Annotated in this window: 13 protein-coding genes and 2 pseudogenes; 1 reads left to right on the top strand and 14 read right to left on the bottom strand. The window is 73.9% G+C overall.

Annotation, left to right across the window (positions count from 1 at the left end; all coding sequences use genetic code 11):
* Positions 1-66: 66 nt before the first annotated feature.
* From aroB to UK82_RS25705, 14 genes and pseudogenes are all read right to left on the bottom strand, one after another.
* Positions 67-1,182: a 3-dehydroquinate synthase gene (aroB, locus tag UK82_RS25650; RefSeq protein ID WP_082122111.1), complete on the bottom strand. Its 1,116-nt coding sequence runs from the start codon at positions 1,180-1,182 to the stop codon at positions 67-69.
* Positions 1,179-1,757: a shikimate kinase gene (locus tag UK82_RS25655; protein WP_044886893.1), complete on the bottom strand. Its 579-nt coding sequence runs from the start codon at positions 1,755-1,757 to the stop codon at positions 1,179-1,181. The genes aroB and UK82_RS25655 overlap by 4 nt, the downstream gene beginning before the upstream one ends.
* A 104-nt stretch (positions 1,758-1,861) precedes the next feature.
* On the bottom strand, positions 1,862-3,046 hold the full coding sequence (gene aroC, locus UK82_RS25660) for a chorismate synthase (protein ID WP_044886892.1): 1,185 nt from the start codon (positions 3,044-3,046) through the stop codon (positions 1,862-1,864).
* Between the two features lie 105 nt (positions 3,047-3,151).
* A complete protein-coding gene (locus UK82_RS25665) occupies positions 3,152-3,808 on the bottom strand; it encodes a prepilin peptidase (protein ID WP_044886891.1) in 657 nt (218 codons plus the stop codon).
* Between the two features lie 22 nt (positions 3,809-3,830).
* Positions 3,831-4,700, bottom strand: coding sequence for a shikimate dehydrogenase (locus tag UK82_RS25670; RefSeq protein ID WP_063870482.1), 870 nt, complete (start codon positions 4,698-4,700; stop codon positions 3,831-3,833).
* Positions 4,701-4,971: 271 nt separating this feature from the next.
* Complete coding sequence (gene mltG, locus UK82_RS25675) at positions 4,972-6,444, bottom strand: endolytic transglycosylase MltG (RefSeq protein ID WP_055409825.1); 1,473 nt, start codon at positions 6,442-6,444, stop codon at positions 4,972-4,974.
* Positions 6,441-6,781: Holliday junction resolvase RuvX (ruvX, locus tag UK82_RS25680; RefSeq protein ID WP_236706436.1), on the bottom strand; the 341-nt coding region annotated here is incomplete at its 5' end. The genes mltG and ruvX (UK82_RS25680), both read right to left, overlap by 4 nt.
* A gap of 1 nt (position 6,782) precedes the next feature.
* Positions 6,783-6,959, bottom strand: a pseudogene (ruvX, locus tag UK82_RS40165) (Holliday junction resolvase RuvX); the annotation flags it as partial.
* Between the two features lie 70 nt (positions 6,960-7,029).
* Positions 7,030-8,135 (bottom strand): DHHA1 domain-containing protein (locus UK82_RS40170; protein ID WP_236706437.1); only part of this gene is annotated, 1,106 nt, incomplete at its 5' end.
* A gap of 1 nt (position 8,136) precedes the next feature.
* A pseudogene (alaS, locus tag UK82_RS40175) lies at positions 8,137-9,675 on the bottom strand (alanine--tRNA ligase); the annotation flags it as partial.
* 98 nt (positions 9,676-9,773) lie between these two features.
* Positions 9,774-10,121: a hypothetical protein gene (locus UK82_RS25690; RefSeq protein WP_055409831.1), complete on the bottom strand. Its 348-nt coding sequence runs from the start codon at positions 10,119-10,121 to the stop codon at positions 9,774-9,776.
* Complete coding sequence (locus UK82_RS25695) at positions 10,122-10,625, bottom strand: DUF948 domain-containing protein (RefSeq protein ID WP_044886886.1); 504 nt, start codon at positions 10,623-10,625, stop codon at positions 10,122-10,124.
* 323 nt (positions 10,626-10,948) lie between these two features.
* Positions 10,949-12,625 carry a replication-associated recombination protein A gene (locus UK82_RS25700; protein WP_236706438.1) on the bottom strand — a complete coding sequence of 559 codons (1,677 nt, stop codon included), beginning with the start codon at positions 12,623-12,625 and terminating at the stop codon, positions 10,949-10,951.
* 73 nt (positions 12,626-12,698) lie between these two features.
* Positions 12,699-13,754 (bottom strand): MHYT domain-containing protein, encoded by a 1,056-nt coding sequence (locus UK82_RS25705; RefSeq protein ID WP_044886885.1) that lies wholly within the window; start codon positions 13,752-13,754, stop codon positions 12,699-12,701.
* Between the two features lie 1,031 nt (positions 13,755-14,785).
* On the opposite strand from UK82_RS25705, the gene UK82_RS25710 reads away from it, so the two are divergent.
* Positions 14,786-15,688, top strand: a 903-nt coding sequence (locus UK82_RS25710) for a FadR/GntR family transcriptional regulator (protein ID WP_236706439.1), incomplete at its 3' end; no start/stop codon positions are given.

Consider the following 15,688-nt stretch of genomic DNA (forward strand, 5'->3'; position numbering starts at 1 on the left):
GGCGATCAGCCAGGCCGCGGACAAGTCTACCGAGCCCGGCGCCCACGCCCCGGGGCAGCGGTGCGATCAGGGTGCGTCGGGCGGCGCCAGGCCGTCGGGAGCGACCGCCGTGAACGCGGCGACCAGCAGGCCGATGTCCGGATTGTCGAGGATGACGGTCTCGCCCTGGGCGGCCAGGCCGATAAAGCGCAGCCGGCGGCCGCGGGACTTCTTGTCCACGCGCATGGCGTCAAGCAGCGCCGGCCACCGGTCGCCGCGGTAGGTCACCGGCAGGCCGATGCGGGTCAGCAGCTCGCGATGCCGGTCGGCGGTGGCGTCGTCGAGGCCGGCGACGAGCCGCGACAGCTCCGCCGCGAACACCATGCCCACCGAGATCGCCGCGCCGTGCCGCCAGGTGAAGTGCTCGACCTTCTCGATCGCGTGGCCGAGGGTGTGGCCGTAGTTGAGGATCTCCCGGCGGCCGGCCTCCCGGGGGTCGCCGGAGACGACGTCTGCCTTGACCCGGATGGACCGTTCGACCAGTTCGGGCAGGTGCGCGGCGCCCGTGGGGTCGTCGTCGAGCAGGTCGAGGATGGCGGCGTCGGCGATGAACCCGGTCTTGACCACCTCGGCGAGCCCGGCGCGCACCTCGACGGCCGGCAGCGTGGCCAGCGCGGCGAGGTCGCACAGCACGGTCAGCGGCTGGTGGAACGCCCCGACCAGGTTCTTGCCCGCGTCGATGTCGATGCCGGTCTTGCCGCCGACGGCCGCGTCGACCATGCCGAGCACGGTGGTCGGCACCTGGACGACGTCCACCCCGCGCAGCCAGCTCGCGGCGACGAACCCGGCCAGGTCGGTCACGGTGCCACCACCGAGACCGATGATCATGTCGTCGCGGGTGAAGCCGATCCGGCCGAGGACGTCCCAGCAGAAACCGGCGATGCGTAGCTGCTTGGCCTCCTCGCCGTCGGGCACCTCGACCGCGTGTGCCTCGACCCCCGCGTTCGCCCGCAGGTCCGCGACGACGGCGTCCGCCGTGGCCCGCAGCGCGGCCGGATGGATCACCGCGGCGCGGGTCCGCCCGGCGACCGTCTCCGCGAGATCGCCGAGCAACCCCTCACCGAGCACGACGTCGTAGGCTCGCTCGCCGCCGGGACGGACCGGGATCCGCACGACGTCGGACACCCTCGCCCGCGCGCTCACCGCGGAATCCGCACTGACGCCGCCGGAGCTGGCGGCGTGGGCAGTTCCGCCAGGGCGGCGGCGACCAGATCGGCGACCTCGTTCGGCTCGCGGCCGGCGGTGTCGATGACAACCGCCGCCACCTCGGCGTACAGCGGCTGGCGGGCCTTGAGCAGGGCGGCGAGCCGGGCGCGCGGGCCCTCGACGAGCAGCGGCCGGTCGCGCGCGAGGCCGACCCGGCGCACCGCGTCGGACACGCCGACCTCCAGGTAGACGACCCGGTGACCCGCGAGCAGCGCCCTGGTGTCGGCGTCGAGGACCGCCCCGCCGCCCAGGGCGACGATCCCGCGGTGCTCGGCGAGGGCGGCGGCCACCGCCCGCGCCTCCGCGGCCCGGAAGTACTCCTCGCCGAACTCGATGAAGATGTCGGCGACGCTGCGACCGAGCTCCGCCTCGACGTCCGCGTCGGTGTCACGGAACCCGACGCCCCACCGCTGCGCGAGCCGGGTTCCCACCGTCGTCTTGCCTGCGCCGGGCGCTCCGACCAGGACCGCGCGCGGCCCGGCCGGCGCCGCCGGCGCCGCCTCCCCAACCATGATTCTTTTACCCCGTCTGCAGTTCTGCCCGACGACCGGTGGATGATCCGATCAGCGGATGTCCCGAACCGGTGGATGACCCCGACCGGCGGATAACCGCCGCGTCAATGGATAACCAGGGACTTCAGGTACCCCTCGCAGTTGCGCCGGGTCTCCTCCACCGAGTCGCCGCCGAACTTCTCCAGGGCCGCGTCGGCGAGCACGAGCGCGACCATCGCCTCGGTGACGACGCCCGCGGCGGGCACCGCGCACACGTCCGACCGCTGGTTGATCGCGACCGCGGCCTCGCCAGTGGTCACGTCCACGGTGGACAGCGGGCGGGTGAGCGAGGAAATCGGCTTCATCGCCACCCGGACCCGCAGGGGCTCGCCGGTGGTCATGCCGCCCTCGACGCCGCCGGCCCGGTCGGTGGCGCGCCGCACGCGCCGGCCCACGCCGCCGACCGGCTCGATCTCGTCGTGCGCCACCGAGCCGCGGCGCCGCGCCGTGGTGAACCCGTCGCCGAACTCGACGCCCTTGATCGCCTGGATGCCCATGAGCTCGCCGGCGAGGCGCGCGTCGAGGCGGCGGTCGCCGTGCACGTAGCTGCCGAGCCCCGGCGGGCAGCCGTAGGCCAGCACCTCGACGATGCCGCCGAGGGTGTCGGAGTCGGCATGGGCGGCGTCGATCTCGGCGACCATCCGCTCGCTGGTCGCCTGGTCGGCGCAGCGGACGGGGTCGGCGTCGATCGCCGCGAGCGAGGTGGGCACGGGCAGGCCCGGCGGGACCTCGGCCGCGCCGATCGCGACGACGTGGGAGAGGATCTCGATGCCGTACGCCTGGCGGAGCAGCGCCTTGGCCGCGGTGCCGAGCGCGACGCGGGCGGCCGTCTCGCGGGCGCTGGCGCGCTCCAGCACCGGGCGGGCGTCGTCGAAACCGTACTTCTGCATGCCGGCAAGGTCGGCGTGGCCGGGCCGAGGCCGGGTGAGCGGGGCGTTGCGGCCCAGCCCCGCGAGCGCGGCCGGGTCGACCGGGTCGGGCGACATGACCCGCTCCCACTTCGGCCACTCGCTGTTGCGGATGACGACGCTGATCGGACCGCCGAGCGAGACGCCGTGGCGCAGGCCGCCCAGCAGCTCGACCACGTCCCGCTCGAAGCTCATCCGCGCCCCACGGCCGTGCCCGAGACGCCGGCGGGCAAGCTCCGCGGCGATGTCGTCACTGGTCACCCGGATACCCGCGGGCAGCCCCTCGACCGTGGCCACCAGGGCGGGACCGTGCGACTCCCCGGCAGTCAACCAACGCACCATGCCTCCAGTGTTTCACGACCACCCGATGGCGCACGTCGCGCCGGGAACGAGGTCACGTCCGTCGCCGCCGAGACCCACCTGTCGGGACAGCTCCGGCTTCCCCGGTCAGCCGCCGCCGGCCAGGACCGCCAGCAGGGTTCCGGCCAGCAGGAACGGCCCGTAGGCGAGGCGGTCGTGCCAGCGGGCCCGGCGGGCGGCGAGCAGCACGAGCGCCGCCACCCCGCCGAGGACCACCCCGGCGAACATCCCGAACACCACGCTCGGCCAGCCCAGCCAGCCCAGCGCCCCGCCGAGCAGACCCACGAGCTTGACGTCGCCCCGGCCGAGGCCGGCGCCCGGCAGCCGGTACAGCGCCAGGAAGGCCAGCCAGCAGGCGGCGCCGGCGATCGCGACCCGCAGCAGGCGACCCGGCGCGCCGTCGACCAGCGCGGCGAGCCCCAGCAGCGCGGCGAGCACCGGGTAGGACGGCAGCACCAGCAGGTCGGGCAGCCGGTGCACCCGCAGGTCGGCCACAGCCAGCCATACCCCGACCACACTGAGATACAGATAGGCGGGTAACCAGCCCGGGTGACGATGCAGCGCGGCGGTCACCGCGGCCACGACCACCGCCGCGGCGATCCCCAGGGCCGCCGTCCCGGGCGCGGCGTGGCGCGGCTCGTCGCCGTCCGGCGGGAGCACGCCGGCCACGACCCGGTGCCCGACCGGCACCGCGACCGCGAGCGCCACCAGCGCGATCAGCACGCTGAGCCCGATCTCGCCCACCGCTAGGGGCCCGGCACCGACATCACCCGACGGTCGGGCCGGCGCGGTGCAGGTCGGAGCCGATGGCGGTATCCGCACCCCTGCGTTCGTCGAGGGCGGCCTGGCCGGCGGCCAACAGCACCCCGGCGGGAACGCGGCGGCCCGTGAAGTGCTCGACCTGCCCGACGGCCTGGGCGGCGAGGATCTCCAGGCCGCTGGCGACCCGGGCGCCGGCCCGGTACGCGGCGGCGGCCAGCGCGGTCGGCCACGGATGGTAGAGCAGCTCGACGAGCTGGCTGGACGCCGGCCAGCGGCGGGTCGCGAGGGGGTCGGTCGCGCCGGCGGGGGTGGTGGCGATGACGAGGTCCGGGCCGGCGGGCAGGCCGGTGGCGAGCAGCTCCCAGGGCAGCGCCGTCACCTCGACGCCGAGGCGGGCGCCGATCCGGACCACCTCCGCGACCGCCTCGGGGCGCCGCGCCACCACGGCGACGTGCGGGCAGCCGGCAGCGGCGACGGCGGCGACGGCGGCGCGGGCGGTGCCGCCGGCGCCGAGGATCAGCGGCTGGCCGGGCACCGCGCCGCGCATGACCCGACTCAGGGCGACGCCGATGCCCACGACGTCGGTGTTGTAGCCGTGCAACCGCCCGGCCTCGCCGACGACGACGGTGTTGACCGCGCCGATCGCCGCGGCCGTCGGGTCGACCTCGTCGAGCAGGTCCACGGCGACGGTCTTGAGCGGCATCGTCAGGGACAGGCCGACCCAGTCCGGGTCGGACCGGACCCGCTGCACCATCGCCGGCAGGTCGGGCGCATCGCAGTGGATGGCCGTGTAGGTGACGGCGAGTCCGAGCTCCGCGTAGGCGGCCGCGTGCAGCACCGGGGAGAGAGAGTGGTCCACCGGGGCGCCGAGCACCGCGGCGCGGGCCGGATGCGCGGGCGTCGCCGCGGCGGCGAGGCTCTGCGGCCGTTGCGCCGCCGGCTGCGCGCCCACGCCACCGTTTCCTCCGCCACCGTTTTCCCCGCCACCGCCGCCCAGGCCGCCCGCCGCGCCTACGCCGCCCAGTTGGATCTCCCGCACCACGTGGCCTCCCGCCTGGTTCAGGGGCGTCCGGGCGCGACCGGACGCGCCGAATCGCCCGCCGCCGCCTGTGTTCACACCCGTCGGTCGCCCGTCCGGGACCCCGTTACTCCCTGCCGCCCTCGGCGCGGTACTGCGCCCGCGCCTCGGCCCACTCCGCATCGGTCGTGGCGAAACGCGTCACCTTGCTCTGCGGCATGGACACGAAATACAACCATGACCCGGCGGCCGGTTCCAGGGCGGACTTCAGCGCCCAGATCCCCGGGTTGGAGATCGCGCCCGGGGGCAGGCCGGCCACCGAGCGGGTGTTGTACGGATTGGCCTTGTTGAGCTGGTCCTTCGTCAGCGGACCCTCGTACTCGTCCTCGGCGTAGCGGGTGGTGGAGTCCATGTCGAGGCGACGGAAACGCCCGGAGGTGTCACCGAGCCGGTTGTAGATCACCCGGGCGACCTTCGGCCCTTCGCTGGCGTTCGCGACCTCCTTCTCGACGATCGAGGCGATGGTCACGATGTCGGCCGGCCTCGTCCCCAGCGCGGCGGCCTTGGCCTCCAGGTCGATCGACGCCGCCTCCTTCTTGAAGCGGGTGACGAAGGAGGTCAGCAACTGGATGGGGGTGGACCCGGGCACCAGGTCGTAGGTGGAGGGGAAGAGGTAGCCCTCCAGGGTCGGCGCGTAGGACGGCAGGCCGAGCTGGGCGGGGTTGCGGGCGATCGCCTCCAGGTCGCTCAACGGCAGGCCGAGCCGCTGGTGCAGGCCGTCGAGCACCTGGTGGACGGTCATGCCCTCCTTGATGACGAACTTGAACGGCGCGGAGGACGCCGGATCGAGCAACGCGGCGAGCGCCGCCTCGGCGCTCATCCGGCTGCGCAGCCGATAGGTTCCCGGCTGGATGCCCAGCGCCTTGGGGTTGGCGGAGGCGGCCTTGACGAACGCCGAGACGGACGCGGTCACCTCCGCGTCGTGCAGCTCCACGGCGATCTGGCGGGCGGTGGCGCCGTCGGGGACCTGGACCACCGCGATGCCGTCGCCCGAGCCGGCGTAATCGGCGCTGGTGGAGCCGCCGGAGACCCGGCCGATGACCTTGCCGATGCCGAAGATGGCGACGCCCAGCAGCGCGGCGACGACGAGGAGGACGGCGATCAGCTTCGGCAGCGCCCGGCTGCGGCGCTCGTCGGCACCCTCGTCGTCCCAGCCGCCGCCCCAGTCCTCGGCGTCGTCCGGCGGCGGGTAACCCCCGGCGGAGCGGCGATCACGGCGGCGACCGCCGTCGCGGCGGTCACGGTGCGAGCCGGCGTCGCGCGGGTGCGGATCGTCCTCGTAGTCGTCGGCGTAGCCCTCGCCGGCATAGCCCCCTTCGGCATAGCCCTCGCCGACGTACCCGTCCTCGGCGTACCCCTCGTCGGCATACCCGTCCTCGGGATGCCGGCCGGCGAGGCCTCGCTCGCCCGGGCCACGGTCGCCCGGGACTCGATCGACCGCGGCCCGGTCAGCCGCTCGGCGGTCGGCGTGTCCGGAGGAGCGGCGGCCACGGCGATAGGGATCCTCGTCGAGCATCTCGTCGAGGTTGCCGCCCGTCACCTCGCATCCTGGGAAGGGGCCTCCGCGGAAGGGGCCTCCGCGGAAGGGACCTCCGCAGACCCGGCCACGCCGGGCGCGCCGCCCCGGGGGCGGCTGTCCAGGTCGTGCTGCAGGATCTGCACGGCTGCCTCCTGATCCACGAGACTGCGGCGGGCGCGGGAACGAACGCCACGCTCGGCCATTCTGCGATGAGCCGCAACCGTGGTGAGCCGCTCGTCCACGAACCGCACGGGGACGGGGGCGATCCGCTCGGCGAGTACCTCGACGTACCGCCGGACCAGCTGGACTGCCCGCCCCTCCTGCCCCGACATCTGCCGGGGCAGGCCCACCACGACCTNTACAGCCTGCCTGTCCCGCACGATCTGGACAAGCTGCTCGATGTCCGCATTATGGCGCTTATCCCGTGCCAGGGTCGTGACGGGCACCGCGAGGACACCGCCGGGGTCGCTGGCGGCGACCCCGACCCGCACGGAGCCGACATCGACGCCGACGCGAACCCCGACGCCGACACGCACCTCGGACCGCGGAGCTGAGCCGGCGTTCCCCGGGCCAGTCCCCGACCCGCTCACCGGGGCCGCCGGACGGTCACCGGGACGCGAGCTCGGCCACCAGCCCACGCAGCTTCGCGAAGACGGCCGGGACCATCTCGGGGTTCCCGCCGCCGCCCTGGGCGATGTCGGGCTTGCCGCCGCCCTTGCCGCCCAGGCTCGCCCAGGAGTTGCGGACCAGGTCGCCGGCGCGCAGCCCCGCCGACCGAGCGCCGGAGTCGGTGACCACGACGATCGAGGAGCCGTCGGCCTTGACGACGGCGACGATCGCGGGCCGCCCCGCCAGCCGGCCGCGCACGTCCATCGCCAGCAGGCGCACGTCGTCGGGCGCGGTGCCGGCGGGCACCTCGGCGGTGACCACGGCGATGCCGCCGACGTCCTCGGCGCCCTCGGCCAGCGCCCCGGCCCCGGCGAGTACCGCGGCGGCCCGCAGCCGGTCCAGCTCCCGCTCGGCGTCGCGCAGCCGGCCCACGATGTCGGTGACGCGGTCGGCCAGCTCGTCGGGGCGGGCCTTGAGCGCCGTGGACAACTGGGAGACGAGCAGGTGCTCGCGGGCCAGGTAGCGGAACGCGTCGATGCCGACCAGCCCCTCCACCCGGCGGGTTCCGGCAGAGATCGACGACTCCGAGAGCAGCTTGACCGCGCCGAGCTGGGCCGAGCTGGCGACGTGGGTGCCGCCGCACAGCTCGCGGGCGTAGTCGCCCACGTCGACGACGCGCACGGCGTCACCGTACTTCTCGCCGAACAGCGCCATCGCGCCGAGCCGGCGGGCCTCCTCCTGGGTCGTGACGAACGCACGGACCGGCAGGTCGCGCAGCGCCACCTCGTTGATCTCGTCCTCGACGTCGGTGAGGACCGACGGCGGGACCGCGCCGAGGGCGTGGAAGTCGAAGCGCAGTCGGCCCGGGGAATTCAGCGAGCCGGCCTGGGTCGCCCCCTCCCCCAGCGCCCGGCGGAACGCGGCGTGCACGAGGTGGGTGGCGGTGTGCGAGCGGGACACCGCGCGGCGGCGGTTCTCGTCGACCTCGGCCTGCACCCGGTCGCCGAGGCGCAGCTCCCCGGAACGCACCTTCACCCGGTGCAGGACCAGCTCCGGCACCGGGCGCTGGACGTCGAGGACCTCGACCTCACCGCCGTCGAAGCNCAGCAGCCCGAAGTCGGGCTCCTGGCCGCCGCTCTCGGCGTAGAAGGGGGTCACGTCGAGGACGACCCCGACCTCCTCACCCTCGCCGACCACCTCGAGGCCCGCGCCGTCGGCGATGCCGACAAGACCGACGACGCCGGACTCGCGCGACAGCTCCTCGTAGCCGGTGAAGGTCGTCGCGCCGGAGCGGGCCAGGATCGGCCGAAACGCCGACAGGTCGACGTTGCCGATACGCCGCGAGGCCCGGTCGGCCTTGGCGGTCTGGCGCTGGCGCTCCATCAGCCGGCGGAACCCGGCCTCGTCGACGGACAGCCCCGCCTCGGCGGCCATCTCCAGCGTCAGGTCGATCGGGAAGCCGTAGGTGTCGTGGAGCTTGAACGCCTCGTCGCCGCCAAGGGTCGCCGCACCCGTGGAGCGGACCTGCCGCACCGCCGCGTCGAAGATCGTCGTACCGGTGCGCAGCGTCTCGGCGAACGACGCCTCCTCCGCGACGGCGACGCCGGTGATCGTCTCGGCGTTGTCGACGAGCTCCGGGTAGATCGGACCCATCGCGGTGCCGACGACGCCGAACAGCTCGCCCATGACCGGCTCGCGCGCGCCGAGCAGCCGGGCGTCGCGCACCGCCCGGCGCAGCAGGCGGCGCAGCACGTAGCCGCGGCCCTCGTTGGAGGGGACGACGCCGTCGGCGATGAGCATCGCCGCGGTGCGGGTGTGGTCGGCGACGACGCGCAGCCGCACGTCGTCGGCCGGGTCGGCGCCGTAGCGGCGGCCGGTGAGCCGGCCGGCGGCGTCGAGCACCGGGCGGGAGATGTCGATCTCGTAGAGGTTGTCGACGCCCTGCAGGATCGTCGCCATCCGCTCCAGGCCCATGCCCGTGTCGATGTTGCGGGCCGGCAGCTCGCGCAGGATCGGATAGTCGTACCCGGCACCCTCGCCCCGCTCGTACTGCATGAACACGAGGTTCCAGACCTCGAGGTAGCGCTCCTCGTCGGCGATCGGCCCGCCCTCGCGGCCGTACGCCGCGCCCCGGTCGAAGTAGATCTCGCTGCACGGCCCGCACGGACCGGGCACGCCCATCGACCAGAAGTTGTCCTCCTTGTCGCGGCGCTGGATGCGCTCGGCGGGCAGCAGCTCCCGCCAGATCCCCTCGGCCTCGTCGTCATCGAGGTAGACCGTGGCCCACAGGTCGTCCGGCTTGAAGCCGAACCCGTCGACGAGCAGCTCGAAGGCGAACGGAATCGCCTCGGCCTTGAAGTAGTCGCCGAAGGAGAAGTTGCCGCACATCTGGAAGAACGACGCGTGCCGGGCGGTGCGGCCGACGTTTTCGATGTCGACGGTGCGCACGCACTTCTGCACGCTGGTGGCCCGCGGCCACGGCGTCGCCAGGTCCCCGAGGAAGTAGGGCTTGAACGGCACCATTCCGGCGTTGACCAGCAGCAACGTCGGGTCCTGAGCGACCAGCGAGGCACTCGGGACGATCGTGTGCCCGCGCCGGGCGAAGTGGTTGAGAAAGCGGCTGCGGATCTCGGCCGTGTCCATCGGGTTCACATCGTCCAGACTGGTGGGAGGAGGGGCGTCATCCTTGGATGGGCGGCGCTGCTGCCGCCGCCCGTGCGGCCGCCGCGCCGTCAAAGCCGTCAGGGCCGGCGGGCACCCGGGACCAGCCGCATGGTGCGCTCGGCGTCGTCGAGGCCGTCCGGATAGCCGGCCGGTGCGGCGCCACCGGCATCAGCACCGACGTCGGCGGGCCGCCCGGAGGGAGCGGAGGCATCGTCGTCCGGGTCGCGGTCGAGGCCGAGAGCAACACGGATCTCCTCCTCCCGCTCCGCCGCCGCCTCACGCACGTCCGCGAGGAACTCCTGCACCGACTGTACGAGAGATCCGGCCAGGCTCGTCGGGGTGAGGGCCGCAGCGGCCTTCGCCGCCTGGCGCACCACCACGACGCCGGCCGCGGCACCGAACGCCAGATAGAAGATCCTGGACATCTAACGGCCCCCCCGGCGTCCGTCGGTCGCCCCGGCGACCGGGGTCAGGCCAGCGTCCTCGGCGACCGTGCGCCGGGCCGCCTTGTCCGCCTTCATCTGCGACTTCACCCTCGACTCGACCTCGGACCGGGTGCGCTTGGCCGCAGCCTGGCGCACGCCGTAGCTGAACGCGGCCACCCGAACCATCGGGCCGCCGAGCGTCGCCGCGAACAGCGACGTCAGCGAGGAGACGTTCGTCGTGATCGACTGCACGTTGGCCGTGATCGCGTCGACCCGGTCCAGCTCCTTGTTCACATGCGCGAGTGCCACGTTGACCTCGTCGACCGTCGCACCGGCCTGCCGAACCCGGGCGGTTCCCTCGTCGATGGCGACACCGGTCTGACGCACCCGCGCCGCCGCCTCGTCGAAGATCTTGCCGAGTTTGAGCAGGACGAAACAGCCGAAGAGGGCGAGCACCGCGAACGCGCCCGACGCGATCAGGCCCGCGACCGCTCCACCGGACATATGTGCTCCTGCCTCCATCGTCGATTGGGCCGGTCCCACCCCACCCGATCCGGCACGCCGTGCCACGCCGCGGTCCGCCACCAGGGCCCTCGGTCGCGAGGGCTCGCGGCCTGCGTGGGACGCGGCCGTCGGTGGCCGCGAATCCCGCGGACCGCAACCGCGGTGACCGTGGACGCCGTGGGCGCCACCCCGGTGGCGCCCACGTGTGACCTTACCGAGGCAGCCGCGGGGGCCACGGGTAACCCCCGCCGCCCGCCCTGGGGCACGGGCCCGTGGCCAGGGCGTCTCTCAGGTGGCACAACGGTGGTTGCGAGAGACGGCGCTCAGCCGGACGGTCCCGGTGGCGTCGTGTCCGGCGTTGTGTCCGGCGTCGCGTCCGGCCCGCGCTGCCGCCCGCCGTCCGAGCCGCCCGCGGGCGTGCCCCGCACGGTGGATCGCAGTTCGCGCAGGCGTTCGGTGGCCCGGCGCTCGAAGCCGTTGCCGCCGGGCTGGTAGTAGTCCGTGCCGGTCAGCCCGTCGGGCGGGTACTGCTGGCGCACGACGCCGCCGGGGGCATCGTGCGGGTAGCGGTACCCGGCCCCGCTGCCGGCCCGGGCGGCCCCCCGATAGTGGGCGTCGCGCAGATGCGCCGGCACCGGGCCGGCCCGGCCGGCACGCACGTCGGCGCTGGCGGCGTCGATCGCCCGGATCACCGCGTTCGACTTCGGCGCCAGGGCGAGGTGGATGACCGCCTGAGCGAGCGCGAGCCGCGCCTCGGGCAGGCCGACCAGATCGAGTGCCTGCCCGGCGGCGACCGCGACGCCGAGCGCTCCCGGATCGGCCATCCCGATGTCCTCACTGGCCAGGATGATCATTCGGCGGGCGATGAACCGGGGGTCCTCGCCCGCCTCCAGCATCCGGGCGAGGTAGTGCAGCGCGGCGTCGGCATCGCCGCCGCGCATCGACTTGATGAACGCGCTGATCACGTCGTAGTGCTGGTCACCGGACCGGTCGTAGCGCACGGCCGCCCGGTTGACGGCCTGTTCGAGCACGTCCACCTCGAGCCGCGCCACCAGCCGACCAGGCCCGGCACCGCCGGCGGCTCCGCCGGGATCGCCGGGATCAGCGGGATCGGCGGCCGCACCGGGAGCTGTGGGAGCGCCGGGGCCGAGGGGAACGGCCGCGGCGAGGTCGGCCAGGAGTGCCTCGGCACCCGCCTCGAGGACGGTCAGCGCGCGGCGGGCGTCCCCACCGGCAAGGCGGACCACGTGCTCACGGGCCTCGTCGGTCAGCGTCACCCGGTCGGCGTACCCGCGGGGGTCGCGCAGTGCCCGGTCGAGCACGCCGCGGATGTCGTCGTCGGTGAGCGGCTCGAGGGTGAGCAGGAGCGACCGGGACAGCAGCGGGCTGACCACCGAGAAGAAGGGGTTCTCGGTGGTGGCCGCGACCAGGGTGACCCAGCCGAGCTCCACCGAGGGGAGCAGGGCGTCCTGCTGGGTGCGGGTGAAGCGGTGGACCTCGTCGATGAACAGCACGGTGCGCGCGCCGGAGGCCGAGCGAGCGGCGCGCGCCTCGTCGATCACGGCGCGGACGTCCTTCACCCCCGCCGTCACGGCGGACAGCTCCCGGAACCGCCGGCCGGTGGCTCGGGAGACGATGTGGGCCAGGGTGGTCTTCCCCGTACCGGGCGGCCCCCAGAGGATCACCGACGTCGTCCCGCCGCCCTCGACCAGCCGGCGCAGCGGGCTGCCCGCGCCGAGAAGGTGGCGCTGGCCGACGACCTCGTCCAGGTTCCGCGGCCGCAGCCGCGCCGCGAGCGGGGTCGGGCCGGCCCCGCCGGTCGCAGCCCCGCCGGTCGCAGCCCCGCCGGTCGCAGCCCCGCCATCGATGCTCCCGGCGTCCGATCCGCCCGCGCCGCCCGCGCCGCCCGCAGGGCCGACCGCGCCGCCGGCGCTGCGCGCAGCACCCGGCGGCGGTGTGGCGTCCCCGCCGAACAGGTCCGCGGTCTCGAACAGGCTCACCGGTTCACCGTACGACCGGGACCGACCCCGTCACGCGGCCGGATCGGACGCGGCAGCCGCGGATCGACACGCCTCAGCCGGAGCGGGTCGTCGACTCCCCCGTGGGCGGCCCGCTCCAGACGGGGACCGACGGGGCGGGCCGGTACTGGTCGCCGCGGGGGTTCACGAAGGCTGCCGGCAGGGATGGCTGACCGGCGGCCCCGCCCCTGCCCCCGCCCCTGCCCCCGCCCGAGGTTCGGCCCGCGGTTCGGCCCGCAGGCTCACCCCCGACCCCGTCCACCGCCGCCCTCCCCACGCCCGGGCGGCGATGGCGGCTGCTCTCGCGGGCCATCGAGAAGGAGCCGGACTCGGTCACGCCACCCAGGGCAGCGAAGATGACCACCGCGAGCACCGAGAAGGCGATCACACAGACGATCGGGGCGAGGGAGATCGGATCGGTGCCCGTCGTCCCCTCGTTCCCCGGCCCGGCCTGGACCTGGGTGGCGGCCATCGCGGTGTAGTGCATGCCGCAGACCGCCGCCGCCATGATCAGGGAGGCTGCGACCACGTGCCGGCCGGTGCGCACCCGGAAGGCGATCCACAGGGCCGCGAGGGCCGCGGCCACCGCGATGAGGATGGACAGCACGACGATGCCGCGCCGGTAGGTCACGGTCCCGCCGACGTGCATCGCGGCCATGCCGGTGTAGTGCATCGCGGCGATCCCCAGGCCGGAGACCACCCCGCTGAGCGCCAGCCATCCGGTATTCCGTGGACGGCGCGCCACGAGGGTGAGCCCCAGCGCCGAGACCGCCACGGCGAGGAGCAGCGATACCGCGGTGAGCGGTAGGGAGTACCGCAGGTCGAGCCCGTCGACGCGATAACCGATCATCCCGATGAAATGCATGGACCAGATCGCGCCGCCGCCGAGGGAGAGCGCCGCGGCGAGAGTCCAGCGAACCCTGGCCGCACCCTGGGACAGGGGGATCCGGATCGCGCTCACCAGCGCGGCGAATGATCCCACCGCGGCAAGCCCGACGGACACCACCACGAACAGAAGGTCCTGGCTCGCATGCTGATGAACGGCCTGCGCGACGATCACATGTTCCCCCTTGAAGCGGCCGGAGACCATCACATTTAGCACGTGTCGCATCGAAAGCCAAAATTGTCTCGAAAGCAACCGACACCTCACACGGTCCGTTTGACGCCGAAAACGGACTATGTGGATTTATCGGGCGCCTAATGTAACGCATCGGAGCGTTCGAGGCCGTCGCCCGACGACGTCCACGGCGGTGTCGGGCCGACTCGACCGAGCCGTCCGAGGCCACGGAGCTGCACGGACAGACCCGCCGCCCACGTGCCCACTCGGGCCCAAGGTCCCTTTCCGCAGTGACCTCCGGCCCAGATCACCCTGCCAACCCAGATCACCCTGCCAGCCCAGGCCGCCCCGCCAGCCCAGGCCGCCCCGCATCGAGCCGGACAAGGCCCGGACACGCAGCCGGTACCGAGGTTCGCCGTCGGCACAGACCCGCACGCCGACTCGAGGCCCGCGTTCCACTCGCCACGAGAGGAACGGGACCCACATTTCCACGGACCGGCGGGCTTCCAGCGACCGGAAACGACGCCTTACGCTGAGCCGATCCCTTTCCCTCGACCACACTCGGATCACAAAGAACCGTGCCCGCCACTTGACAGGAACCCGATAGCGCCGGATCGCCGCGCACCATCCGGAACTCTCCACCGAGAGACCACATTTCATTCTTGCGAGACAACATCTTCCCAATGGTGCGCGTGTATGGTTCAGGTAGTCGGTTTATCTTCTCCTGCGGCTCCCACCACCTCCGTGGGGTGTGTGGCGGCGAGCGACGCCGATGCCTATCCCGCCGTTCACGGCGTCGGTAATGCACCTGGCGGTGGTGCTCACCACCGCGCGACGACGATCGGCGGGAATGGGCCCGGCGGCGCCCCGGCGCACCGGCCCGCGACCATCTCCGCCCCGGCGGTCGTGGTCACGGGTACCGGACGGCGACGCACCGCGCATCCGGCCGACGACCCCGACAGACGACGACACCCATAGACGACGCCCGATCGGTACCGCAGCTCATCCCGCAATCCGCCCCGCCAGATCCATCGCCCGCCCGATCCACCCCCGGTGACCGAAACCCCGCCCCGGAAAGGTGCACCATGACCGTGATCCCACCGCCCCGCGCCCGGACCGACCGACCCGTCCCCGTGGGGGCATCGGCCGCGGCCCCGCCCCGGGCAGAACCGTCGGACCGGTCCGCCCCGCCAAGTGGCTCCGCCGCGTCGGACGGTTCCCCGGCGCCGACGGGACCCGCGCGGCCGGGATGGCCCGCGACCTCCGCCCGGTCCGCGACACCGGGCCGCGGCGGCCCGCCGCGTAAGGGCACCGCCGCGGGCCGCCGCGGGCGGCGGGGATCCGCCCCGCCCGCGGACACCACCACGCCCCCGCACACCGACACACCCCCGCGCACCGACACACCCGCGCACACCGCCGCCGTACGCATCGGGCGGCATGTCCGCGTTCCGAAGACCGCCGAACTCGTCGCCGCCCACCTACGCCGCCAGATCGTCCGCGGCGAACTCCACGAAGACGACGCCCTCCCCCCCGAAGCCGTCCTCATGGAACAGTTCGGCGTCTCCCGCCCCACCCTGCGCGAAGCCTTCCGCGTCCTCGAATCCGAAGCCCTCATCAGCGTCCGCCGCGGCGCCCACGGCGGCGCCCGCGTCCACACCCCCAACGGCCACGTCGCCGCCCGCTACACCGCCCTCGTCCTCGAACACCAACACACCACCCTCGCCGACATCCACACCGCCCACACCCACCTCGAACCCGCCGCCATCCGCCTACTCGCCACCACCGCCACCGACACCCACCTCACCCACCTCACCACCCACCTCACCACCACCGACCACGCCCTCGCCACCCCCCACCCCAACCCCACCGACATCCACACCCACCACCTCAACTTCCACACCCTCCTCCTCACCACCCCCGCCAACCACACCCTCACCATGATCAGCAGCATGCTCCGCCACATCCTCGACGCCACCACCCCCGACACC

Source organism: Frankia sp. ACN1ag, assembly GCF_001414035.1.
Lineage (GTDB): Bacteria > Actinomycetota > Actinomycetes > Frankiales > Frankiaceae > Frankia > Frankia torreyi.